At 40.2% G+C, this 24836-nt stretch carries 16 protein-coding genes; 2 read left to right on the top strand and 14 right to left on the bottom strand.

The genetic code is table 11. The annotated features are described in order from the left end of the window. Nucleotides 1-313: 313 nt before the first annotated feature. The 9 genes from fba to QL995_RS19865 form a co-directional block, all read right to left on the bottom strand. A complete protein-coding gene (fba, locus tag QL995_RS19905) occupies nucleotides 314-1378 on the bottom strand; it encodes a class II fructose-bisphosphate aldolase (RefSeq protein ID WP_007377491.1) in 1065 nt (354 codons plus the stop codon). A 201-nt stretch (nucleotides 1379-1579) separates the two neighbouring features. Continuing rightward, nucleotides 1580-2755 carry a phosphoglycerate kinase gene (locus QL995_RS19900; protein ID WP_007587175.1) on the bottom strand — a complete coding sequence of 392 codons (1176 nt, stop codon included), beginning with the start codon at nucleotides 2753-2755 and terminating at the stop codon, nucleotides 1580-1582. A gap of 64 nt (nucleotides 2756-2819) precedes the next feature. Continuing rightward, nucleotides 2820-3836, bottom strand: a complete 1017-nt coding sequence (gene epd / locus QL995_RS19895) for an erythrose-4-phosphate dehydrogenase (protein WP_197176256.1) — start codon at nucleotides 3834-3836, stop codon at nucleotides 2820-2822. Nucleotides 3837-4068: 232 nt separating this feature from the next. Further along, complete coding sequence (locus tag QL995_RS19890; protein ID WP_290294920.1) at nucleotides 4069-4332, bottom strand: hypothetical protein; 264 nt, start codon at nucleotides 4330-4332, stop codon at nucleotides 4069-4071. A 44-nt stretch (nucleotides 4333-4376) separates the two neighbouring features. Further along, a complete protein-coding gene (locus QL995_RS19885) occupies nucleotides 4377-5108 on the bottom strand; it encodes an SIMPL domain-containing protein (protein WP_290294919.1) in 732 nt (243 codons plus the stop codon). Nucleotides 5109-5409: 301 nt separating this feature from the next. Further along, a complete protein-coding gene (locus QL995_RS19880; RefSeq protein WP_197152565.1) occupies nucleotides 5410-6033 on the bottom strand; it encodes a 3'-5' exonuclease in 624 nt (207 codons plus the stop codon). 15 nt (nucleotides 6034-6048) lie between these two features. After that, nucleotides 6049-7887 carry a DUF294 nucleotidyltransferase-like domain-containing protein gene (locus tag QL995_RS19875; protein WP_290294918.1) on the bottom strand — a complete coding sequence of 613 codons (1839 nt, stop codon included), beginning with the start codon at nucleotides 7885-7887 and terminating at the stop codon, nucleotides 6049-6051. Nucleotides 7888-8012: 125 nt separating this feature from the next. Further along, complete coding sequence (locus tag QL995_RS19870) at nucleotides 8013-9737, bottom strand: sodium:solute symporter family protein (RefSeq protein WP_007587184.1); 1725 nt, start codon at nucleotides 9735-9737, stop codon at nucleotides 8013-8015. Between the two features lie 10 nt (nucleotides 9738-9747). Beyond that, on the bottom strand, nucleotides 9748-10011 hold the full coding sequence (locus QL995_RS19865) for a DUF4212 domain-containing protein (protein ID WP_007377498.1): 264 nt from the start codon (nucleotides 10009-10011) through the stop codon (nucleotides 9748-9750). Between the two features lie 414 nt (nucleotides 10012-10425). Between QL995_RS19865 and QL995_RS19860 the strand changes: the two genes are divergently transcribed. Further along, nucleotides 10426-13866 carry a PAS-domain containing protein gene (locus QL995_RS19860; RefSeq protein WP_165727298.1) on the top strand — a complete coding sequence of 1147 codons (3441 nt, stop codon included), beginning with the start codon at nucleotides 10426-10428 and terminating at the stop codon, nucleotides 13864-13866. A 102-nt stretch (nucleotides 13867-13968) separates the two neighbouring features. Here QL995_RS19860 and QL995_RS19855 read toward each other — a convergent pair whose 3' ends face one another. From QL995_RS19855 to QL995_RS19840, 4 genes are all read right to left on the bottom strand, one after another. Further along, the gene (locus QL995_RS19855) at nucleotides 13969-16614 is read right to left on the bottom strand and encodes a DUF2339 domain-containing protein (RefSeq protein WP_290294917.1); all 2646 of its coding nucleotides are present in this window, start codon (nucleotides 16612-16614) and stop codon (nucleotides 13969-13971) included. Between the two features lie 126 nt (nucleotides 16615-16740). Then, the gene (locus QL995_RS19850) at nucleotides 16741-18102 is read right to left on the bottom strand and encodes a hypothetical protein (RefSeq protein ID WP_010554602.1); all 1362 of its coding nucleotides are present in this window, start codon (nucleotides 18100-18102) and stop codon (nucleotides 16741-16743) included. Nucleotides 18103-18266: 164 nt separating this feature from the next. Next, entirely contained in the window at nucleotides 18267-19172 is a 906-nt protein-coding gene (locus QL995_RS19845; RefSeq protein ID WP_290294916.1) for a GGDEF domain-containing protein, read from the bottom strand. 97 nt (nucleotides 19173-19269) lie between these two features. Next, nucleotides 19270-19854: a VTT domain-containing protein gene (locus tag QL995_RS19840; RefSeq protein ID WP_010554604.1), complete on the bottom strand. Its 585-nt coding sequence runs from the start codon at nucleotides 19852-19854 to the stop codon at nucleotides 19270-19272. A 509-nt stretch (nucleotides 19855-20363) separates the two neighbouring features. On the opposite strand from QL995_RS19840, the gene QL995_RS19835 reads away from it, so the two are divergent. Then, nucleotides 20364-21599 (top strand): TMEM143 family protein, encoded by a 1236-nt coding sequence (locus tag QL995_RS19835; RefSeq protein WP_010554605.1) that lies wholly within the window; start codon nucleotides 20364-20366, stop codon nucleotides 21597-21599. Nucleotides 21600-21685: 86 nt separating this feature from the next. On the opposite strand, the gene QL995_RS19830 is transcribed toward QL995_RS19835, so the two are convergent. Continuing rightward, a complete protein-coding gene (locus tag QL995_RS19830; RefSeq protein WP_290294915.1) occupies nucleotides 21686-24832 on the bottom strand; it encodes a CusA/CzcA family heavy metal efflux RND transporter in 3147 nt (1048 codons plus the stop codon). Nucleotides 24833-24836: the final 4 nt, after the last annotated feature.

The raw sequence follows: 24836 nt of genomic DNA, 5'->3' as shown, positions 1-24836 counted from the left end.
AGGGCACACCCCAAACGCGATCGAAAAACAGGAGTATTTCAGTATGGGGTAGAGCCAAATTTTTAAGGCTGTACTTAATGTTTTTCTTAAGTACCTACCTATGACATCCATGTAGGCAACAAAGAGTAAATTGCCCCTAGGCAGAACCCTTCGGGCAGCGCATGTTTGGCATTTATTCCACGTTATCGCCTATTTATGGGGAATAAAACCACACTGCATAGGCTCTGCCTTGTCTAAATACCAAACATACTGCTGCAAATTTAACCTCGAAAGATAAACAGGCCCTAATAATGATCAATTATAAATTGATCTATTATCTAATTTTAGGGTCTAGCTCGCCGCTTAAGTATTTAAGGTGCATTTCATCAAGTGAAATTGGCTTAATTTTACTAGCCTGACCAGAAGTACCAAACGAGTTATAGCGCGCAACACAAATCTCTGTCATTGCTTTTGTAGCTTCAGCTAGGTATTTACGTGGATCAAAGTTAGATGGGTTAAGCGCCATATGACGGCGAATTGCACCGGTAGATGCCAAACGTAAATCGGTATCAATATTTACCTTACGAACACCAAATTTAATGCCTTCAACAATCTGTTCAACTGGCACACCATAAGTTTCTGGAATTTCGCCACCGTACTGATTAATAATTTCTAACCACTCTTGTGGAACTGAAGATGAACCATGCATCACTAAATGCGTGTTAGGAATACGTGCATGAATCGCTTTAATGCGGTCAATCGCTAAAATGTCATCTGTTGGTGGGCGAGTAAATTTATAAGCTCCGTGCGAAGTACCACAGGCAATTGCAAGTGCATCAACATGTGTTTTATTTACAAAGTCAGCCGCTTCTTCAGGGTCTGTTAGCATTTGCTCAGTGGTTAGTATACCTTCTGCGCCAACACCATCTTCTTCGCCAGCTTCACCTGTTTCCAGTGAACCAAGTACACCTAGCTCGCCTTCAACCGATACGCCACAAGCATGCGCCATAGCAACAGTTTCGCGCGTTACTTCTACATTGTATTCGTAGCTTGAAGGAGTTTTGCCGTCGCTCATTAACGAGCCATCCATCATTACTGATGAAAAACCAAGCTGAATTGAACGCTGACATACACCTGGCGATGTGCCGTGATCTTGGTGCATAACAACGGGAATATGTGGCCATTCTTCAACGGCTGCTAAAATCATATGACGAATAAATGGAGCACCAGCATAAGCACGTGCGCCAGCTGATCCCTGAACGATTACTGGGCTGTTTGTTTTGTCAGCCGCTTCCATTATTGCGCGCATTTGCTCTTGATTGTTAACGTTAAAAGCAGGTACGCCGTAACCATGCTCTGCTGCATGATCTAAAAGTTGTCGCATACTGATTAAAGCCATTGGGTATTCTCCAATTTATCGACAGTAGTTCCCTACCATCTAGTTTGAACGGATGTGTTAGTTTGGCGTTATAACAACGCCACGAAAAACCACTGCTTTGCAGTAATATTCCGTCTAAATTAACTATTAAATTAGGGTGAGAGGTATTTAATAATTAATTGTCGGTGAGGGCTATTACCCCCTCACCTTACGCTACTAAAATTACTTAGCGCGCGACTCTAGCATTTCAACTGCTGGAAGTTTTTTGCCTTCTAAAAACTCTAAGAACGCACCACCACCAGTAGAAATATAAGAAACTTTATCGGCAATGCCGTATTTATCAATTGCGGCTAAGGTATCACCACCACCAGCAATTGAAAACGCATTTGAGTTAGCAATTGCTTGTGCAATAGCACGTGTGCCATTACCAAATTGGTCAAACTCGAACACGCCAACAGGGCCATTCCATACAACAGTGCCCGCATTTGCAATAATTTTTGCAAGCTTGCTCGCTGTATCAGGACCAATATCAAAAATCATATCGTCGCTTGTCACTTCGCTTACATCTTTAAGCGTAGCTACAGCAGATTCAGAAAACTCATTACCAACAACTACGTCAGTCGGTACCGGAATTTCACCATTATTAGCAATCGCTGCAGCACATAAGCGGTTAGCTTCATCCATTAAATCAGGTTCGTAAAGCGATTTACCAACTGGGCTACCTGATGCAGCAATAAAGGTATTTGCAATACCGCCGCCGGTAACTAATTGGTCAACAATTTTAGAAAGTGAATCTAAAACGGTTAGCTTAGTTGAAACTTTAGAACCACCAACAATCGCCACTAATGGACGAGCTGGGTTATCAAGTGCTTTGCCTAACGCTTCTAGTTCAGCCGATAATAAAGGACCTGCACATGCCACATCAGCAAATAAGCCAACGCCATGCGTAGATGCTTGTGCACGGTGAGCCGTACCAAATGCATCCATTACATATACATCACACAGTGCTGCAAGTTGCTTAGATAGCGCTTCGTCGTTTTTCTTCTCGCCTTTGTTAAAGCGCACATTTTCAAAAACAACAACTTCGTTATCAGCAATATCAACACCGTTTAGGTAATCTTTTTCTAAACGTACAGTTTGCTCAAGGGCATCGTTTAAGTAATCAGCGACAGGTGCTAGCGAAAACGCTTCATCATATTCCCCTTCCGTAGGACGGCCAAGGTGTGACATAACCATTACTTTAGCGCCCATCTCAAGCGCTAATTTAATAGTAGGTAGTGCTGCACGAATACGCGCATCTGACGTCACTTTACCTGCTTTAACTGGTACATTTAAATCTTCACGAATTAATACGCGTTTGCCGTTTAAATCTAAATCTGCCATTTTTATGACCGACATGAACATCTCCTTAGTTAACGATACTGAACCTGAAAAATACGTTTAAAATTATTATATTAATAAATTACTTATTCACTGCCATCATAGCACGCGCTGTGTCGAGCATACGATTAGCAAAACCCCATTCGTTATCACACCATACTAATAACTTTATCAGTCGTTTGTGACTAACACGTGTTTGTGTGCCATCAATAATACAAGAATGTGGGTCGTGATTAAAATCAACCGACACAAGCGGCTCTTCGGTATAACTTAAAATACCTTCTAAGCGGTCTTTTGCTTGTGCTTTAAGTGCGTTATTTACTGCGTTTAAATCTACATCGGTATTAACCGTTACACTTAAATCCATTGCCGTGACATTTATAGTCGGTACACGTACGGCGATGGCTTCAAAACGGCCTTTAAATTTAGGTAAAATACGGTCTATACCACGGGCGAGCTTTGTATCAACTGGAATAATTGATTGGCTTGCAGCGCGAGTACGACGTAAATCATGATGATAACCATCAATCACTTGTTGATCGTTCATCGACGCATGAATAGTCGTAATAGCGCCCGATTCAATACTAAATGCATCATCAAGTACTTTAATAACTGGCACAACACAGTTAGTTGTACACGACCCGTTAGACACAATCGTGTGCTCGCTTTTAAGCTCATCGTCGTTTATGCCATACACAATCGTTGCATCAACATCGTTATCAGCCGGATGCGAAAACAACACCTTTTTAGCACCTGCGGTAATATGTAACTGCGCATGTTCACGCGAGTGATAAACGCCCGTACATTCAAGTACAACGTCTACATCGAGTGTTTGCCAAGGTAATTCAATTGGGTTTTCTTCACAAAAAAGTGCAATGGTATCGCCTGCAACACTAATGGTGTCTTCACCAAGTTTTACAGGGAAAGAAAAACGACCGTGGGATGTGTCGTATTTTAATAAATGAGCAATAGCTTCAGGGTCAGCAAGTTCGTTAATCGCAACAATTTTTATATCGTCGCTCAAACCTGATTCGTATAACGCGCGGACAATATTTCGACCAATACGACCAAAACCATTAATTGCAAGTTTGATTGCCATGAAATATAAAATCCACTCTTTTAGCGTGCAGATAAAGGCTATTTGCCTTTTTGATGGCGGTATTGTAATCGACCTTGAACATTATTATAAGAGGGGGCGATTAGAAACTTTAAATTAAGGTTAAAGCGTATGAATAAGCTAGTTATGATTATCGAACCAAGAGCCTGATTTTTTAAATAGCAAAAACAACGTTAATGTAGCCATTAGCTGTAAATTAAACTATCAAAAATAGCTAACGACATAGATAAAAATGTACATATATAAAAATATTATAGATCGTTTCGTCTGTTAAATTTGGGTGATTTTTATTAAGCTCTGTAGATAGTTTTTTTGTTGCATCTTCTAAAGATAAGCCAGCATTAAATTGTTCACTGACGTACTCCATGCTCCACTCTCTAATTTCTTTAAGTGATTCAATAACCTTTGGATTATATTCAATTTTCAGGTTATCTAAATCCATTATATGTTCAGAAAGCATGTTTATATCATTTTCCATAATCATAACCCCTATTTATAAAATCAAATTAACCATGTATATTTTTAATTTATTTCTAAATCAAACACTACGTTTATTGATGATTTAAATGTAATAGTTTCTTGTAAATACCTGCCTTGCTCAAATGGATTTCTAGTAACTTTAGAGCCGGTCACAACTATTCTCTCAAAATCATCTACGCCATAACCATAACTTGAACGGTTAGAATTGGAATTAATACTGTAAATTTTTCCAAGCTCTGCGCCAAATGCTTTGGCAAGCTTACCCCCTTTAACTATAGCGTTATCTATTGCGCCTTGTGTTGCTTCAGCTTTTAACTGCGCGGCTTTTGAAGACATAAGCTCAATATTCGTTAGTTCATTAATTTTTACACTTAGTGCAAAATCGATAAAATCATTCAATTTTTCAATATTTCTTAATGTTACTTTAAGTGTTCTTGTTGCTACATATCCTGCATTAATTGCTGTACCGCTCTCGACATTAAACTTGTCGTCATCATTGTAAGTTAACAGGCTTGTAGCAGAAACATCCGTCTCCTTAACACCGTACTTGCTTAATCCTTTAAGTAACAAATTTACTCGATCATCAACATCACGTTTTGCATCAAGTGATTTGTCTTTAAAGCTTATTACTTCAAAAGAAATCTTAGCCATATCGGGCTTTGCCAATACCTCAGCAGTACCCTGCACTGCAATATGGCGATTAGCAGGTAAGCTTGAATTAGCAAAAGTGATGAGTGGGAATAAGGTTAAGAAAATGGCAGTAATGAGTTTCATATTCGTTCCTTGGAGTAATTAGCTAAATAATGACTACGTAACTGTACCTATAGTCATACGGATAACAATAAAAGTAAACTGCTCTTTATTGTAGGCGGGAGTTTATCTCACGCGGCATAATACCAACCTGCATAAATCTTTGATCAATTTAACAAATTAAATTGCACTATAACGTCGTTAAAAATTTTTTATTTAGAACAACTAGATACAAAAATTTTTGCCTAGTTCTAGCGTAATTTTCTTAATGTTAAATAGACCCCGTATATAAGCAGATTGGTATAAAGCCCCGCCTACAGCCAACCTACATCAACTCGCCTAATTTTAACTCTTTGCCACGGCTTATTTGATGGCACTGGGCTAGCAGTAACTCAGCGGTTGCTTGTGCATCAGTCAGTGCATGATGGCAATGATAGCTTGGTAACTCATAACGTGTGCGACAGGCATTTAGGGTTAAATCATCTTGTTTTATTTCAGTTGAATGATGAAGTAAGCGCTTTTGTTCAATATGGAGTGTGTCGATTATGAGTTTAGGACGTATAGTTATATTGGCATTTTTAAGCGCTATTTTTAAAAACCCCCAATCGAGCATGGCATTATGAAACACTAAAATACAGTCGCTAAAGTGGCTGCTCAATTGCGTTAATATACTGCACAAGCTCTGTCCTTTTGTTATAGCATCATCGCTAATTCCATGAAAAACAGGACTTTGCTCAAGGCTTTTTACGTCTTTATTTATAAGGTGCTGCGACTCGCTCATTTTTATACATTGGTTATCTATTATCACCCACGCTACCGATACAATTTCGTGCTGTTTTGCATCAAGGCCAGTGAGCTCTAAATCAATCACCAAATAACGTTGTTGTAAGGCATTTTTACCTAGTAATTTACGGCGCTTTAAATACCGAGTGAGCAGCTTTTTTACCATGTTAGTAATCCATCGTTATAAACTGCCGCGAGCAAACTTAAACGCGGCGGCTTGCTGCGCTTGTTTAACAAGGTAAAACGCTTCTTTTAGTTGATGGCGCTCTAGTGAGTTTAATTTATTAGGGTTAATGCAATTACTCGGTAAGCCCTCTTCGTTTATTTGTGTACTCAAACGAAGCTGCGTTAAGAACCGCCAGCAGTCTTTTAGGTTGTATATATCTTCTTTGCTGATCAGTTTATGTTTTAGTAGTGCGTCTAATCGCTCTTGCGTGTTGGCGCGCCTAATACCCGCTTTTAAAGCGTATAACCGCACTATGTCATTTATAATTACGACACCGCGTTTTTTTAAATCTATGTATTTATTATTTTGATCTGTTTTTTCGGTTTTAAATTTATTAAATAAACCAATTGGCACGCTGTTGCTGCTTATATCGGTTGCCATTGCGGCATAGAATAAGTCGTTACGCGATATACGAATTAGTTGCTCGCAAAAAGCGGTGTATAAAGCATTTGAGCCTTCAATAAATCGCAGGTCAAAAAATATTTTACAGTTGAGCATTGCATTAGGAGTAGGGCTTTTTATCCATTTAAAAAAGCGCTCGCTCCAGTCGTTTACGCTCATTCGGCACTCATCGCTGCTTGCCATAATATTACCTGGGCAACGCCTAATGCCGCATTCAACCAAATTTTCACATACAAACTCTCCCATGCTTTTAAAGTAAGCGTGTTGCTCGGTGGTTAAGTCGTTAGGGAGTAATAAGCCGTTATCTTGATCTGAATGCAAGGTTTGTTCTTCGCGTGCTTGCGAACCAAAGCAAATAAAACTAAAGCTGGTTGGCGCTGCGCCATGCTCTTCTTGAAATAAGTGAATCAGGCGCGATGTAAGCGCATCGGTTAAACCACTGAGTAATTTACCAATTAATGATATGTCGTCAATGTTGTACGAAAAACCACGCAAAAGTTCGGGAATTTCTTTAGCGTAGCGTTTTAAATCAGTAACAGTATGCGCTTTATATATGCGCCCAATAAGCTGTACGGGGTCGCTTTTTTGTTGGCGCAGTAAATCGGTGCTGGTTATCATCCCTATTGGGTTATGATTTTCGTCAAGCACGGGTAAATGATGAATATTGTATTTAAGCATTAAGTGCAGCGCCGAAAACACCCGGTTATTTTCAAATATAAACTTAGGTTTGGCTGTCATAATACTGCTTACTGCGTCTTGTGGATCTACTTCGTCGGCAAGTACTCGATTACGTAAGTCGCGGTCGGTTACCACCCCTACTAAGTGCGCGTGCTGCGTTATCATTATTGACGATACGCCATGCTCTTTCATTTTTTTAGCGCTTTGCCTAATACTTGCATCGGGCGAAAGCGTAATGGCGGTGCGGGTCATCAGCTCTGATATTTTACGTTCAGACCAACTATCGTTTTTACTTTTATAATGCGATGACAACAACCGGTTAGCATGAGCGCGTACAAAATATTGCTCAAACGATTTATATTCTCTGCGTAAAAAATCAAAGTGCGTTTGAGAGAGCATATACACTATGCCCTCTTTTTGTACTTCCAACCTATTTTGAATTGCCTCACCGGTTAACAGCGACGGAAAACCAAAATAGTCACCTTGCGCTAAGCGTGTAACAACATCGCCCTTACCATCAACTAGGTCATACAAACCAGAGCGAATTAAAAACAGTTTAGGGTTTTCACTTTGTAACCACTGAGTTTGGTTTTCGCGGGTGAGGTAAATAATATCAAGATGATTTACAAAATATTCGTATGCGCTGCTATCAAGCATAGTAAAAGGTGCTTGCAAACAAACGTATTGGGCTATTTCTTGTTGTTCTACACTCATTGTATTCGCTCTTTAAATGGTGATGTACCAATCTAATGTACTTATTTATTAAACAAATAAAAAGCCCGACTAAAGTCGGGCTTTTGGTGCTTTATGTTTTCTAAACTATATCTATAAATTGTAGCCTAGTGGTCGTGTGCTTCTGCAGACCCTTTAGGGTTACGAATGCTTTCAACCATTTCTTGAATTTCAACTGGTGTTGGTTTAGTAAACTTAAGAACAATTGCAGCTACTGCAAAGTTAATAATCATACCAATTAAGCCAATACCTTCAGGCGAAATACCTAAGAACCAGTTTTCAGGGCTGTTTAGCTCTGGGCTAACAAACTTGAAGAAGATGATATACGCAGCGGTAAAGCCAATACCCGTTACCATGCCTGCAATTGCGCCTTCGCGGTTCATTGTTTTAGAGAATATACCCATAATAATTGCTGGGAAGAAACTCGCTGCCGCCAAGCCGAATGCAAATGCCACTACCGATGCCACAAACCCAGGCGGGTTAATACCAAAGTACGCGGAGATAACAATAGCGACCATGGCTGCCAACCTCGCTGCAAGTAACTCTTGCTTGTCGGTAATATCGGGCTTGAGAGTTCGCTTGAGTAAATCGTGCGAAACGGAGGTCGAAATAACCAGTAGTAAACCTGCTGTAGTAGAAAGTGCCGCGGCAATACCACCAGCAGCTACAAGTGCAATTACCCATGCTGGTAGGTTAGCAATCTCTGGATTAGCTAATACCATAATGTCGCGGTCTACGTTTACTTCGTTAGCACTGTTCGGATCGGTGATTTTACCCGCCGTGTAGAACATTTTGCCATCGCCGTTTTTATCATCAAATGTAATTAAACCTGTGCGTTCCCAGTTTTTAATCCATCCTGGTGCTTCTGCGTAAGCTGTACCGCTACCGTCTTTACCATTTATAGTATCAACCATGTTTACGCGAGCAAAGGCTGCAACCGCAGGTGCTGTAGTATAAACAATCGCGATGAACACAAGTGTCCATGCTGCAGAAATACGCGTGTCTTTTACGCGAGGTACAGTGAAAAAGCGAACAATTACATGTGGTAAACCAGCAGTACCTACCATTAACGCGCCAGTAATAGCGAACACGTCAATCATGCTCTTAGAGCCTTCGGTATATTGCGCAAAACCAAGTTCAGCGCTTAAGCCGTCTAGTTTATCAAGTACATACACGCCATCGCTGCCAATTAATGTGGCACCAAAACCGGTTTGTGGGAAAAAGTGACCCGTCATCATCATCGAGATAAAAATGGCTGGTACAAGGTAGGCAAATACAAGTACACAATACTGCGCTACTTGTGTGTAGGTAATGCCTTTCATGCCGCCAAGTACCGCATAAAAGAATACAATCACCATACCAATGTAAACACCGGTTTCAATTTCTACTTCTAAAAAGCGTGAAAATACTACGCCTACACCACGCATTTGCCCTGCAATGTAAGTAAAACAAATGAATATGGCACATACAATTGCTACTAAACGCGCGGTGCGTGAATAGTAACGGTCGCCAATAAAGTCAGGAACAGTAAACTTGCCGAATTTACGTAAGTAAGGCGCTAAACACATGGCTAATAGTACATAACCACCTGTCCACCCCATTAAGTAAACGCTGCCATCGTAACCTGCAAACGAAATAATACCCGCCATTGAAATAAACGACGCGGCGCTCATCCAATCGGCAGCCGTTGCCATACCATTAGCAAGAGGAGGTACGCCGCCGCCTGCTACATAAAACTCTTTAGTTGAACCCGCACGGGCCCAAATTGCTATGCCGATATAAAGCGCAAAGCTTAAACCAACAATTATAAACGTGAGTGTTTGAACATCCATTGCTTAGCTCCTATTCGTCTACGCCGTATTTTTTATCTAACGTATTCATTTTGAAAACGTACACAAAAATCAAAGCAACAAAGGTATAAATCGCGCCTTGCTGGGCGAACCAGAAGCCAAGTTTAAACCCAAAAAAACGTACTTCATTAAGTACATCAACCAGTAATATGCCAAAGCCGAAAGACACGATAAACCACACTGCTAATAGTTTAAATAACAGCGAAATGTTTTCTGCCCAATAAGCTTTTGCTTGTTCTTCATCTTTAAAAGCCATTTTTGTTTTCCCCTTTAAGCACCGCAATATCGCGATGAGTGGTTTTTTATCTTCGCTTACCAATTTAGCAACGCTGGTTACATATTGAATTGAGACCATAGTCGTAACAGCTTGTTAACGTTTACGTAAACTGTATTTATCATTCAAACGTATTTTATATATTTGCATTTTATTTCAATTGGTTAGCTTAATTTTTTGAATTAGCTTTACTATTAAATTGGTAAGTTGGTTATTAATGCGACATTAGTCTAATGCTTGAGATGATTTTATTTTTGTTATTAATATTCAATAAGATAGAAATAAAATGAAAGTTTTATTTTAAATTCAAGCCTCACACTTAACCTCAGTTCTGGTATTGTGTTAATCCCTCATAGGGTTGAGAGACTATTTAAAATAATAAGGTTTAATAACAACATGACTGCCGTACTCATTATTGTTGCTTTAAGTTATATAGGTGTGCTGTTTTGGCTCGCCAATTGGGGCGATAAAACAACCCCTTTGGCGAAGCGTATTAGCCATCACCCTTTTGTGTATTCACTCTCACTTGGGATTTACTGTACCTCTTGGACTTACTACGGCTCAGTGGGTACAGCCGCCACCAGCAGTTGGAGTTATTTGCCAATATTATTGGGCCCTGCGCTGCTGTTTTTATTCGGCCAAGGGTTTTTACGTAAGCTGGTACTGGTAAGCAAAAAACAAAACATAACCACTATTGCTGACTTTATTTCAGCTCGTTACGGCAAACGCCAAACTACCGCGATTATGGTTACTGTAATCGCCTTACTCGCGACTATTCCCTATATTGCACTGCAATTAAAAGCGCTTAGTACCAGCTTTTTACTTTTGCAAAACAGTAATAAAATATCAGGCGATATGCTCGCGCTTTCTGCCACATTAATTATGGCCTTATTTGCAATATTTTTTGGTACCCGCAAAGTGGACGTAACAGAGTATCGCTCTGGGTTAATGCTTGCTGTCGCGTTTGAATCGATGATTAAACTTATTGCACTTATTGCTGTAGCAGGCCTTGCTGTTTACACCTTATTTAATATGCCAGAGCCTACTTCAAATAAAGTAACCGAGTCGATTTGGGCCCATTGGAGCGACTTTAACTTCTTTAGCTTTAACTTTATTGGCCAGTCTTTAATGGCTGCGGCGGCTATTATATGTTTACCACGCCAGTTTCATGTAACCGTGGTCGACAACCAAAACAAACGCCACTTACTTACCGCTCGCTGGGCTTTTCCGCTGTATTTATTATTAACTGCCGCAATGATTTTACCTATTGCGACTGCGGCAATTCATCCTGAAATTGGCAGCGGCTATTCGCCAGATAGCTTTGTACTTGCCCTACCGTTAATTAACGACAACGCCTTTTTAACCACCTTTGTATTTATAGGTGGTTTATCGGCCGCCACCGCAATGATAGTGGTAGCAACGCTTACATTAAGCACGATGATTTCAAACGATGTGGTATTACCCCTAATGCTACGTCGTAAATTTAAACGCAACTTAATTACTACCAGTTATAAGTCTCGTATATTACTTGTAAGGCGCTTTGCTATTGCAGGCATATTAATTTTGGCCTATTTCTATCAGCAATGGTTTGGCCATAGCAGCGCACTGGCAAGTATGGGCTTAGTTGCTTTTTCACTTGTTACTCAATTATTACCCGCTATTGTGGGCGGTTTATACTGGCGAAAAGGCCATGCTTATGGGGTTTATGCAGGTTTAGTAGCGGGCTTTATTTGCTGGGTACTATTTTTAATGCTGCCAATACTCGATGCCGGAGCAACGCTTGATAGCGAGCTACAACAAACGCTTATAACGCGTGGAACCTTGATAGCTTTGTTTGCCAATATTGGTTGCTATATTAGTTTTTCACTTGGGGCTGAAGAGCGCTTAATTGATAAGATTCAGGCAGCTGCTTTTGTTAACCCTAAAGATCAGGCTATTTTATCAAGGCGCTTAAATAAAGATGTAAAAGCCACTGTTTACGACTTTAAAATACTACTGCAAACCTTTTTAGGTATTCAGCGCAGCCAACAAGTATTGGCGCATTACGCACTCGCCCATCACTTAAGCGATAACAACGCACACCCAGAGCCTGAATTTATAGCCTACTGCGAACGCGCGTTAACAGGCGTGCTGGGCGCATCTTCCGCGCAAGCATTAATACATACGGTATCGTCGGGTAAGCGTATGGCGTTTGAAGAAGTTGTAAACTTTTTTGACGAAACCACACAAGCGCTGCAATTTAATCAAAATCTGTTATTTACCTCACTCGAAAATTTAAGCCATGGTATTTCGGTTGTCGATAAAGATTTAAAGCTAGTAGCTTGGAATAAACGCTACAGCGAAATGTTTGGCTACCCTGAAGGATTTCTAGAAGTAGGCCAACCCATAGAAGATATTATTAGATACAACGCTAACCGTGGTGAATGTGGCCCTGGCGAAATAGAACGCCAAGTAGAAAAACGTGTGCAGCATTTAAAATACGGCAGCTCACATCACTTTATTCGCCACCGTCGTAATGGCCAAGTATACGAAATGATTGGTAACCCGCTGCCCGATGGCGGATTTGTTACCAGCTTTTCGGATATTACCAATCACATAAGTACGCAAAATGCGCTTGAAGAAGTAAACATGGATCTTGAAAACCGCATAGAAGCGCGAACTCAAGAAGTGCAAACCATTAATAGAGACTTACAAGCTCAAATAGATAGCCGTGTACAAACCGAGCAAGCACTTACTTTAGCCAAACGAGAAGCAGAGCAAGCCAACGACAGTAAAACGCGCTTTTTAGCACTGGCGAGCCACGACATTTTACAGCCGTTAAACGCAGCACGTTTATACCTTGCTGCCATTGACGAAAAGCAACTCGACAGCACTAACCAAAACAGCTTTGAAAAATTAGGCGACAGTCTCGATTCAACCGTGCATTTAATGTCGGCACTACTTGAAATAGCCAAGCTAGAACAAGGCGCTATGACCCCAACCCCTCGCCACTTTTATATTGAAGATATTTTAGCGCCATTGCAAAGTGAATACGCTATTTTATCAAGTGATAAAGGCCTTAAGCTTAGTGTGCGTTCACACCAGCAAATTGTGCATAGCGATATAACCTATTTGCGCCGAATTATTCAAAACTTGGTCTCTAATGCAGTTAAATACACCGATAATGGCCGTGTATTAATTGCCTGTAGGAACCGAAAGCACAATTTACGAATAGAAGTATGGGATACAGGCCCTGGTATTAGCGAAGTAGAGCAAGCTAAAATATTTAACGACTTTTACCGTGTTGAGTCGGGCGATAACAAAGGCGTAGGCTTAGGCTTAGGTGTTGTAAAACGTATGGCTGACTTATTAAGTTTGCCGCTTGATGTGCATTCTGAGCCTAATAAAGGTAGCCGTTTTAGCATTGAGGTACCTTATGGTGACGAGCAGTTTGTACAACAAAAAAGTACTACAAACAGCCTAATAGAAAACCGTGCAGCAATTAATATTGTTGCCGTAGACGACGACCCTGAAAATTTAGCAGCAATGGCAAGCTTACTTAAAAAGTGGCAAGCTAATTACACGCTATTTGATAATGTAAATAATGTACTGGCGCATGCTAAAGAAAACGGTGCACCCGATGTTATTTTAATGGACTATCAATTAGGTAGTGATTGCGATGGCATAACGCTAATTAAAACCCTGCGCGAAATTTGGCAAAGCCAAGTACCCGCTATTTTAATTACCGCAGTGCGCGACACCGAGCTTAAACAAGAAACCAAAGCCGCTAATATTCATTATTTAAGTAAGCCAATTAAACCGGGCAAACTAAAGGCACTGCTTAATCACAGTACATAATAAGCGAGCAAAAAGTGATCAAGTTAAAAGCTATCAAGTAATAGCGTAAAACAAAAAGCCCAGTATCTTCACTGGGCTTTGCTTTATAAAGTATTCATAAAGTTAAACTTGATTTACTCGGCTTCTAAGCTTTTGGAACAACCAACTTAACCCCACCAACGAAAGCCCTAATCCAATAAACGAAAGCGCTTTAAGTAAGCCCTCCAAGTTAGCCATATCAATTAAAAACACTTTAACAATAACTGCAGCTAGTAAGCCTAAGCCTATTTTTTGTATTAATAACTGGTTTTTTAAATGACCAAAAATAACAGTACCCGCCCCCATTACTAACCAAATAACAGAGTAGCTATAAAGCTCTGCATTACTTGCGCCTTTTGATAAGTAAATATAAGGCCCTTGCCAGTATTGGCGAATAAAGCTGTTTATTGCCAATAATATAAACCCACCCGCAACGGCCAATATAAATGGCGTAGCTTTAGCGTTTATTGGTTTTACAAGCTTGGCCAGCCAAAGCGTTAATCCTGCAGGTACTAACCACAATAGTAATAACCAGTTAAATATTGGCAGCTCACCTATGTAAAGTGATTCAAATAATGGGTTGTCGTCAAGCAGTGTTTTAATAGCAAAAAGCCCTGCTAACCCTACAAGTGCAAAGCCCGCCACTTGGTATAACTTAGCTAAAGTACCGGCAAGTTTTGCTCTGTGTAAATACACACACCCTAATGCCAGCCAGTTACAGGTAAGGAGTATTTGTTCGTAAAAGTTAAGTGAATCAAATTGCGGATAATGCCCTACTAACTGATAACTTGTTTCGGTGGTAATAAAAAGTGCTAAACAATGAAGCGCTGCACCTTCGAGCCATATTTTCAGTTTTGATGAGTCAAAGCACTTAGCTGCGGCAAAAAATAACGCAATACATAACGGATAAATCACAATGCTCCAATGCAAACCAAATACCGTGAGTGCATCGTAACTTGGCGTCCAAGGTGAAAGCGTTAAGCGCAGTAATAACGCAGCAACCAAGGCTTTTATAGGCCAATGTGGCATAGGCACGTTATAGCGTTTAATAAGTACGCTTATAAGTAATACTTGTACAGCAAGTGCAATGGTTAGGCCGCTGTCACTTAGTAGCATAGTAATTGCTAACGTAATATTGGCATTAGCACCTATCCAATAAGTAAAACGCTGAAATAGCGTTGTATTATGCTGCGCACACTTTATTAAAATAGCCGCCACTACAAACAATACAACGGCCCAAAGTGGATATGCAGTACTTAACGCGGAATTAGGAATAAGCGTATATAAAGTCGCTATCATTACAAATACACTAAATGCCCCCGTAATATGAAACGCTAAACGCTTAATCTGTTTTTTACCGTAATAAAGCCCAAAAGCGGTAAGTAACAATCCGAGTAATAAACCCAAACCGTATTCATTTTTGAATATAAAGAGAGCGTCATCAAATAGATTTGGCGAAAGATGCGTGCGCTGAGCGCCTATCACTAATAGCGTTGATATAACTAACGCTACACCCTGCCAAATATCCCAACGGCTATTTTTAAGGACTAAAAATAGCACCAATACAATACTCAACACGCCGATTGTTTGCCACTGCATATCAAAGTGACTTATTAGCATGGTAAATATTAAGGGCGCTATAAAGGCGAGTAATAATGCATGATCTGGAAGCACTTTAAGTAAGCGTTTTAAACTGTGCGGGCGATGTTCAATAACATTCAGTTTTAGACCTAAGCGCGGTATAGCAATTAACCCAATAATACTCAGTAGAGCAAACGTTCCCATTAACCAAACGGTATTAATTTTAAGTAATGTAAAACCAACTAAATACCAACCAATATGCCCTGCCCATAATAAATACCACAACCAAGCTCGCTGTACTTTATGTGCAACTAACGCGGCCGACAAACTTACAAAACCAACATACATAAATAACGCAAACAAGTTACCGCTGCCTGTATTAACCCATATTGGTACGCTATAAGCGCCAATAATACCTAGTACAGCCAATAATGGGCCTAACCTAAGCGCCATAGCACTTGCGCTAATTGCAATAACTGCCAGTGTAAAAAATGCCACGGTAGGGCTAAGCATATCGTAGCTACTGTAGGCTAAAAGCGTTAAAGCAAAACAGGTAATAAACCCGCCGCTTGCAAGCGCTGCGGGTATGTAATTATTAAAGCCTTCAAATATAATACGTTTATGGTGTAAATAAGCCGCAGCTGCAATTAAGCCAAGCCCAAATAAGCCGCCTAAGCTCAGCCTCATTACAGGCGATAATAATCCCGCTTCTAGGCTGTATTTAGCTAAAAATATGCCACCAAACGCAAGCGCTATTGCGCCTATCCAGGTCATCCAGTTTTGCTCAAACCCTGCGCGTAATTTATTAAATAGTAATTCTATGGCTGATGCTTCAGCTGGTTTGGCTTTTTTAGGAGGCGCTGATAGCTGATTTATTACAGGCGGCGACGCGTTTTGGGACGTTAAGTTTGGCTGTGCTTTATGATCAATTGGCTCTGATCTTGAAAGCGCTGCCTGAGCCGTAGATGCTTCACTTTGAGGTTCACTTTGCGATATCGATTTATGTGTTTGTAGATGTGTTATTTTGGCCCTTAAAACAGCAACTTCTTGTTTTAATCCATTTAACTGCACTAGCGCTATTAAGCCGCAAATAGCACCGGCAACTACAACCAGTATTACTATGACGGCTAACCCAACTAAATCATCCATGGCACACTCTTATTAATTATTATGCCCAGAGTGTACCTAATTATTAATGAGTAGGTAAATTTTGTTCAATAAAAAAGCCTAAGTACTTAAAGTGCTTAGGCTTTATGCTACTTAATATGTTTAGATTTATTCAACACTATCGGTAATAGTGCGCTCTAGGGTCATTTTATAACCTGAGCTTGTTGTTTCATCATGCTCTAAAATCAATATGTAGTTACCCTCTTGTGTAAAGTCCATATCGCTTTGCTGAATAAGCACAATTTGCTGGCCATTATCTTCATATACAACATAAACCGTGTAAATTTCGTTATCTACAACCTGTTCTTCTTGGTCATACTTATCTAGGCCATCGACTACGTTACTGGTGTCGTCTACCGTTTCGCCGTTAAGTGTAAAGTACACATCTACATCTGAAACCGACTGCCCTGCGTAGCTTTCAATTAGGTTTACAACCGATACCGTATGGCTGTAACTACTTGGTGTTAGGTTTTCTTCAACGCTCATCATACGTAAACCGTTATCAACGTCGTTATAAAAAATACCCACCGCACTTTGCTCACGCTCTAGCGTCATTAAAAAGTTATCAGCTAGTTTTGTACCTTCTTCGTCGTACATCGCTACGCTGTAACTATTAGGCGAAAGTTCAACATAATCGGTATAAGAGTCACTAGCAACTGTATTTGTTGTGTTTACAGTTGTACCGCGTGTAGCAGAAAAGCTTACTGGCGAGTAGTCATCAACCGTATTTATAAAACGTAATTGCCCCAGGGCAGATTGATGTTTAAGCTCAGTAACGTAGTTATTATCGGTTACTACATCAAGCGTAATACCGCCTTCTTCTGTAGCATAACTTGGGCGGATCATTGCTACATAGCTTGCTTCATCGTATAAATAAACAGATGACGACTCGTACACAACATCACTGCTGCCCGCTTCGGTTATGTAAATAGTGTAATAGCCTTCATCAATGCTTTGCAGATCTAACTCACTTAAATATTGAGCCGATGAAAAAAGTGTCGCGCTTTCAAATACGCCATCATCAGTTGCTAAGTAAATATCGTAGTTAGTATCCTCCCCTGCAATATTATAAAACCCTAAGTTAAACTCACCCGTATCGCTTGTGATAGGTACGCTAAGCTCTGTAAATGTAGGCTCATCAAAGTTGCCGCTCATTACTACTAACTGTGTTTTGTCACCTTTAATAGAAATTTCTTGGTCGCTAATTGTTATATAGCTGTCGTTAGCATCTAGGTATTCAAAACTTACATCATAAGTGCCTGTGCTGTAGTTATGGCGAGTAGTTACATCGGCAAAATCAGCGCCTGAACGTTCTGTTTCTTCAACAAACAAACGCGTATATGGGCTATTGTAAGAGCCGTTATACAATTGGATGTAACCTGTAGAGCTTGAGCTATCATCAGAGCCGCAGCCCGACAAAATAGTAATTAGACTTAAGGGTAATGCAGCTTTTAAAAGGGAGTTGGTCATTAAGGTTATTCCTTATTATTAATATCCCCATTATGACCCAAACATTCTATTTTAATTTCATGATTTACAAAGCATTACCCTCACTGACATTTCCTTACGAAAACGTTAAAAAGTGTAGTAAATGTGCAAACAATAAGGACGTGTTTTTATATAGTTAAAAACGCTTACGGGGCAATTTCAAAACGATCTCGGCCATTCTTTTTAGCTAAATATAAAGCTTGATCAGCGCGCTTCATTACTTTATCTAAAGGCTCATTAGGCGTTTGCATTGCAACACCTATACTTACTGTTAAGTGGCGAGAATTTTGAACATTTATGGTGTGCGCAAGATCAATTAATTGCTGCGAAAAATCACATGCTTGCGTCATATTATTTGTAGGCAAGTAGCCACCAAACTCTTCACCACCGAGGCGAGCAAATTTGTTTTGGTGCGTAAAAGCATTGTCGTATTTAGTTGCTAGTTCTTTAAGCACTACATCACCAACATCATGACCAAATTCATCATTAATTGATTTAAAGTGGTCTATATCTACAATTAAAATAACGTAAGGTGAGTGCTGAGCATCTTTAGCGTGCTGATAAAAATAACGTCTGTTATGTACCTTGGTTAAATCATCAATAATTAGCTCACGCGCTAATCGATTATTAATACTTTGTACAAAGCGCATCGTTTTAAATAAACCATAGGAAGTTAAAAGCATGCCGCTGGTTCTGCATAAATCTTCAAAATAAATACTTACCCAGTAAGGCTGTATCACTATCTCATCGATTAAATCAGCTGTATTACCCATGGACCAAAGCATTAATCCGAGAGTCGAAAATGTATATGCAAGCTTTGAAAGTTTGGAGCACTGAACCATCCAAAATAAAAAAGTAAGAACAATTAAATTAATAAAATCAGTTGTAAAACCGTAAACATTATTTTGAACTTGTAAGGGAGGAAAGTTAGTTAGGGAGTAGGCTGAAAAAATAACAATATAAGCTAATAAAAATAGGCTTACAGTTTTATTTTTCCAGCTCATTTTAAAAAAATTAGAAAGCCTGATAGTGAGTTTTACAGTTTCAATCATATTAACCCTAAGCTTTTCGATACTATATTGAAAAACTATAGCACATTACCAAAAAGGCTTATTAGAATAAGGTGGTTAATAACCTTTAATAATGAGCTTAAATCACCAAGCTTAATCCCCAAACTCCTAACACAAGTAACGTTATTAAAACCATTGCCTTAGTTTTGTGTTTACTAATAATTCGCTCAGCTTCATTACCTGCATAATAAACAATAATAGCCAAACCAAAGTAACGAATAGAACGCGCAATACCTGAGGCCAATAAAAATAGCCAAATAGAGTACTTAGTCGCGCCTGCAGCAAGCATCGCTATTTGAAACGGAATAGGCACTATGCCTAGTGTTATTACAAACCAAAAACCTTGATCTTGCATTTGCTGTTTAACGTTTTCAAATTGCTCAGGGCTCGAAAACGTATTAATAATCCAATCGCCAACCGCATCAAATAAATAATAACCCAACGCATAACCAAACAATGCGCCCACTATGCAGCCTAAAGTAGCCATTAGCGCGATAAGCCATAGCTTTTCACGGCGAGCTTGCATTAGCGGTACTAATACAGCCTCGAGTGGAATAGGAACTATGGTTGACTCTAAAAATGACGCCACTGTAATACCGCTAAGCATATGCTTAGAGTCAATAAAATTACGCGTTTTTTCTTTTAGTTTTTTTTGAATGGCCATAGTAAATCCTTTTCACTTATCAGTAAGAACAAGAGTATTCAATAAGCCAATAATTACACATTTAGGTTAATACACGCTGAAAACAGCGTACTAAATTTATCAGGTCCTAGGGCGTATTGATCTTTGTGGATTGAAATTTGTTCAATCTAGGGGCGATTAAATCGCGGCGCGAGGTTTGTAACCTAGTGGGCTAAGTAAAAATCGAGCAAAGCTTCCGCGTCCTGCTCACGCCCCTTACCTACATCCATGCAGGCAACAAAGAATTAATCGTCCCTAGAAAGAACCCAGAGGGCAGCACATGTTTGGTATTTATGCTGCGTTATCGCCTTATTTATGGGGAATAACCACACTACATAGGCTCTGCCTTGCCTAAAAACCAAACACACAGCTGCAAATTCAACCACCAATGCTCAATACGCCCTACTGCATTAACAAATTAGTAATATCCATAAGAATATTTTATTATGTGCCTATGCAGTTAGATTCCCTATCACAGTAGTTATTAATTTATGCAAAGTGCGCGTTTTATTCCCTTTAGAAAGCAAGATATTGTTGATATGTGTAGCGAAGAGCTTAAAAGCAGTACACAAAAAACATCGTTTAAACAATTTTGCGATTTACTAGCAAGCCTTATTCATTACGATTACCACTCAACACTTGAGTCACTTAAAAACAACTACGCCCCTTTTGATCCCAACAGTGACACGCGATCGTTAGCGCCAGTATCGGCGGATCAAAAAGCGCAGTGCCAACATGAGTTTGCTAAAGATTTTGCTAAGGTGCTTAATGCCGCTAATTTTGAAGTGATCACCAATGAAGACTTACAAGATGCATTAAATGAAGAGTCATTATTTAAGGTGCGCCTTGAAGTTGAATTTGACGACTTTGAAGAAGTGGTATTCTATCGCCGTGGCGAGTCGCAACTCACTGAAACTATTACCAGCTTTTGGGGCTTGCGTAAAAAGCCGCTGCACTTTACTAATTACGACCGTGTTGCCGTGTTTATTCGCTTTAAAGATAGCGCTTATTTTGAAGCTAAAAATAAAACGCCAATGGGATTTGAGCCAAGCTCAACCATAGTAAAGCTGTTTCAAAATGTGCCAAAGGCCGATCTCGAAATGCTATTTCCTAATAGCGAAGTACGCATGCGCCCTATTGATAAAGCAATTATTGGCTCATCGGCTTTAGTTGGCGGTGCAGTGGTACTTATAACTAAACTTGGCGCATCAATCGTATTATTGCTTGCTCTGTTTGCTTTTTGGGGTGGTTTTAGAAGTGAAGCTGTAGAAATGACCCAGCAACATTTTATTACCTTTGCTATTGGCATGGGAGTATTTGGCAGCTTTATTTTTAAAGAATGGAGTAAGTTTAAAAACCGTAAAATTAAATTTATGAAAGCGCTTAGCGATAACCTCTACTTTAAAAACCTTGATAATAACGCGGGTGTTTTTCACACGCTTATTGACGCTGCCGAAGAAGAAGACATAAAAGAAGCCCTGCTTGCGTATACCTTTTTACTAAAATCAGAAAGCGGCTTAACCGCCCAAACGCTTGATGAACAAATAGAGCATTGGTTTAAAAGCAAATACCAGTGCGATCTTGATTTTGAAATTAGCGACGCACTTGAAAAGCTGGTACGTATGCGTTTGGTAACGTGCACTAGTGATGTGTATAGCGCAATAAATTTAGAACACGCAAAAACGATATTAGATGAGCGTTGGGATAATCTGTTTCAATATAATTAATGTAGTATTTTTGCTAAATAATACCCAAATAAAAAAGCAGCTGTAAGTACAGCTGCTTTTTTTATTACATTATTAATAGCTAGTATTTAAGCTAATTCAGCTTCTGCTTTTTTAGTAAATTTAGAATGTACTAACTTATAAAGCGCAGGCAATATTAATAGTGTCAGTAGAGTTGATGAAATAATCCCGCCAACCACTACGGTGGCGAGAGGTTTTTGCATTTCAGAACCCGTTCCCGAATTAAGCGCCATAGGTATAAAGCCTAAACTTGCCACCAGCGCCGTCATCAGTACTGGGCGCAAGCGCTGTAATGCACCGCTGTGAATTGCATCAAACAAACTTAAACCATCGCTTCGTAATTGCTTAATAAACGACAGCATAACCACGCCGTTTAATACCGCGACACCGCTTAGGGCAATAAAGCCGACACCTGCTGATATTGAAAACGGCATATCGCGCAGCAATAACGCAAGCACACCACCCGTTAATGCCAGTGGCACACCACTAAATATAATCAATGAATCACGAAGCGATCCAAAGGCGCTATACAGTAAGCCAAATATAAGTAATAAAGTGACCGGCACAACCAACGACAATCGCTTACTTGCTGATTGTAGCTGCTCAAACGTGCCGCCGTATTCAAGCCAATAGCCACTTGGTAAATTAAGTGATTCATTCATGCTCGCTTGCGCATCACTTACAAAGCTTGCTAAATCGCGCCCCTCTACATTGGCAGTTACCACTACGTTACGCTTACCACTTTCGCGGTTTATTTGATTAGGCCCTTTTTCAATGCTGATTGTTGCTACTTCGCCAAGCGGTACAAACGCAAGTTCTGGGTTACTATCTTTAGGTAAAGCAACTGGCAAACGAGCAAGTGCTGATACATCGCTAGACCAACGTTTATCAAGGCGTACTAATAACGAAAAACGTTTATCGCCCTCAAAAATTAGTCCGGTTTGCACACCACCAACAGCGGCGGCAAGTGTTTGTTGAATATCGTTTACGCTTAAACCCAATAACGCCATATGGTCGCGCATTGGTGTTACCGAAAGTGTTGGCAATCCTTCCATTTGCTCCAAACGTACATCGGTAGCACCTGCAATATTACGCATTAGCCCTGTGGCTTTTTCGCCAAACTCTTTAAGTACGCTTAAGTCATCACCATAAATACGCAGTGCCACATCGGCGCGCACGCCAGCAATTAACTCGTTAAAGCGCATTTCTATTGGTTGTGTAAATTCGTAATTATTACCAGGGACATCGTTAACACGGGTACGAATTTGCTGAACCAATTCTGCTTTAGTGAGTGCTGGATTAGGCCACTCATCTTGCGGTTTGAGTATTAAAAAAGTATCGGCAACATTGGGCGGCATAGGATCGCTTGCTACATCGGCAGTACCAATTTTTGAAAATACGTTAGCAACCTCAGGCTGATCTAATATGGCTTGCTCAAGCTCTTTTTGCATTTGCACAGATTGCTCAATACCGGTGCCAGTAATGCGCAGCGCGTGCATGGCAATATCGCCTTCATCAAGTTTCGGTAAAAATTCTGCGCCCATGTTTTTAACTTTAAAACCAAGCACCAATACTAATGCCGTGGCAATACCCACCATCAACCACGGTAATTTAAGCGATATACCAAGTAATGGCTTATACACTTTTTTAACGCCGCGCATGACTGCATTTTCGGTTTCATCAACCTTACCGCGAATAAACACTGCAATAGCAGCAGGTACAAAGGTAACGCCAAATATAAGCGCGCCAATTAACGCCGCAACTACTGTAAACGCCATTGGCTGAAACATTTTGCCTTCAACGCCGCTTAGTGCAAATAAAGGTAAATAAACCAGCATAATAATAACAATACCAAATACAGCCGGTGTAAATACTTCTTTGGTGGCTGCGGTCACTACATTTAAACGCTCGTTTAAAGTAAGTAGCCTGCCATGTTTATGCTGAGCTACACCGAGTTGGCGCAGGCAGTTTTCAACTACAATTACAGCGCCATCAACAATTAAACCAAAATCGATTGCGCCTAGGCTCATTAGGTTACCCGATACGCGATTACCCACCATACCTGTAACGGCAAACAACATACTCAACGGAATAACCATTGCCGTAATAAGCGCGCCCGTTACATTACCCAGCAGTAATAGCAAAATCACTATCACTAAAACGGCACCTTCAAATAAGTTGGTTTGCACGGTTGCTATGGTTTTATCAACAAGAGTTGTACGGTCGTAAACTGCCTCAACAATAACGCCAGCGGGTAAGCTTTTTTGCACATCAACTAACTTATCAGCCATAGCTTTTGCCACTACGCGGCTGTTTTCGCCAATTAGCATCATGGCGGTGCCGAGCACGGTTTCTTCGCCGTTATAAGTGGCCGCGCCGGTTCTAAGCTCTTTGCCTAAAAGCACGTTAGCCACATCTTTAATGCGTACAGGTGCATCGTCGCGCTTAGCTATAACGGTATTGGCTATGTCATCAATGGTTTTAAGCTGCCCTGGTGAGCGTACTAAATATTGCCCGTCAAAGCGCTCAATATAGCCTGCGCCTCGGTTACTGTTATTAACCTCAAGTGCACTAATTACATCGCTAATAGTAAGCTTGTAGGCAATGAGTTTTTCGGGCACTGGCGCTACTTGGTATTGGCGCTCAAAACCACCTTGGCTGTTTATTTCGGTAACGCCTTTTACTTTTAAAAGCTGCGGGCGAATAACCCAATCTTGCAAAGTACGTAAGTCTTCGGCGTTGTAGGCGGTGCCATCTTCTTTTAACGCATTAGGTGCGGTATGCACACTATAAGTAAATATTTCGCCTAAACCACTGGCAATAGGACCCAAGTTTGGCTCTACGTTATTAGGTAAGTCGGAGCGAATACTTTGAATACGCTCACCAATTTGCTGACGCGCCCAATAAATATCGGTGCCTTCATCAAAAATAACCGTTACTTGCGAAAGCCCATAACGCGAAAGCGAACGGGTATAATCAAGCTTAGGTATGCCCGCCATGGCGGTTTCTACCAAATAAGTAATGCGTTGCTCTACCTCTAATGGCGTAAAACCCTGCGCTTTGGTATTAATTTGCACTTGTACGTTAGTTATATCGGGTACTGCGTCTACTGCTAAATTTTGAATGTTGTATACACCAAATCCAGCAAATAAAAATGTAAGCGCAAGCACCAGCATGCGGCGTTTAACCGCAAAAGAAACTATCCAATTAATCATGGTG

It is taken from the genome of Pseudoalteromonas sp. APC 3358, from assembly GCF_030408075.1.
GTDB classification, from domain to species: Bacteria; Pseudomonadota; Gammaproteobacteria; order Enterobacterales; family Alteromonadaceae; genus Pseudoalteromonas; species Pseudoalteromonas arctica.
This window is presented reverse-complemented; position numbering and strand designations above follow the sequence as displayed.

Bases quoted from the DNA above. Each gene is read 5' to 3' on its own strand.
- fba (WP_007377491.1), bottom strand. From the start codon at position 1,378: ATGGCTTTAATCAGTATGCGACAACTTTTAGATCATGCAGCAGAGCAT.
- QL995_RS19900 (WP_007587175.1), bottom strand. From the start codon at position 2,755: ATGTCGGTCATAAAAATGGCAGATTTAGATTTAAACGGCAAACGCGTA.
- epd (WP_197176256.1), bottom strand. From the start codon at position 3,836: ATGGCAATCAAACTTGCAATTAATGGTTTTGGTCGTATTGGTCGAAAT.
- QL995_RS19890 (WP_290294920.1), bottom strand. From the start codon at position 4,332: ATGGAAAATGATATAAACATGCTTTCTGAACATATAATGGATTTAGAT.
- QL995_RS19885 (WP_290294919.1), bottom strand. From the start codon at position 5,108: ATGAAACTCATTACTGCCATTTTCTTAACCTTATTCCCACTCATCACT.
- QL995_RS19880 (WP_197152565.1), bottom strand. From the start codon at position 6,033: ATGGTAAAAAAGCTGCTCACTCGGTATTTAAAGCGCCGTAAATTACTA.
- QL995_RS19875 (WP_290294918.1), bottom strand. From the start codon at position 7,887: ATGAGTGTAGAACAACAAGAAATAGCCCAATACGTTTGTTTGCAAGCA.
- QL995_RS19870 (WP_007587184.1), bottom strand. From the start codon at position 9,737: ATGGATGTTCAAACACTCACGTTTATAATTGTTGGTTTAAGCTTTGCG.
- QL995_RS19865 (WP_007377498.1), bottom strand. From the start codon at position 10,011: ATGGCTTTTAAAGATGAAGAACAAGCAAAAGCTTATTGGGCAGAAAAC.
- QL995_RS19860 (WP_165727298.1), top strand. From the start codon at position 10,426: ATGACTGCCGTACTCATTATTGTTGCTTTAAGTTATATAGGTGTGCTG.
- QL995_RS19855 (WP_290294917.1), bottom strand. From the start codon at position 16,614: ATGGATGATTTAGTTGGGTTAGCCGTCATAGTAATACTGGTTGTAGTT.
- QL995_RS19850 (WP_010554602.1), bottom strand. From the start codon at position 18,102: ATGACCAACTCCCTTTTAAAAGCTGCATTACCCTTAAGTCTAATTACT.
- QL995_RS19845 (WP_290294916.1), bottom strand. From the start codon at position 19,172: ATGATTGAAACTGTAAAACTCACTATCAGGCTTTCTAATTTTTTTAAA.
- QL995_RS19840 (WP_010554604.1), bottom strand. From the start codon at position 19,854: ATGGCCATTCAAAAAAAACTAAAAGAAAAAACGCGTAATTTTATTGAC.
- QL995_RS19835 (WP_010554605.1), top strand. From the start codon at position 20,364: ATGCAAAGTGCGCGTTTTATTCCCTTTAGAAAGCAAGATATTGTTGAT.
- QL995_RS19830 (WP_290294915.1), bottom strand. From the start codon at position 24,832: ATGATTAATTGGATAGTTTCTTTTGCGGTTAAACGCCGCATGCTGGTG.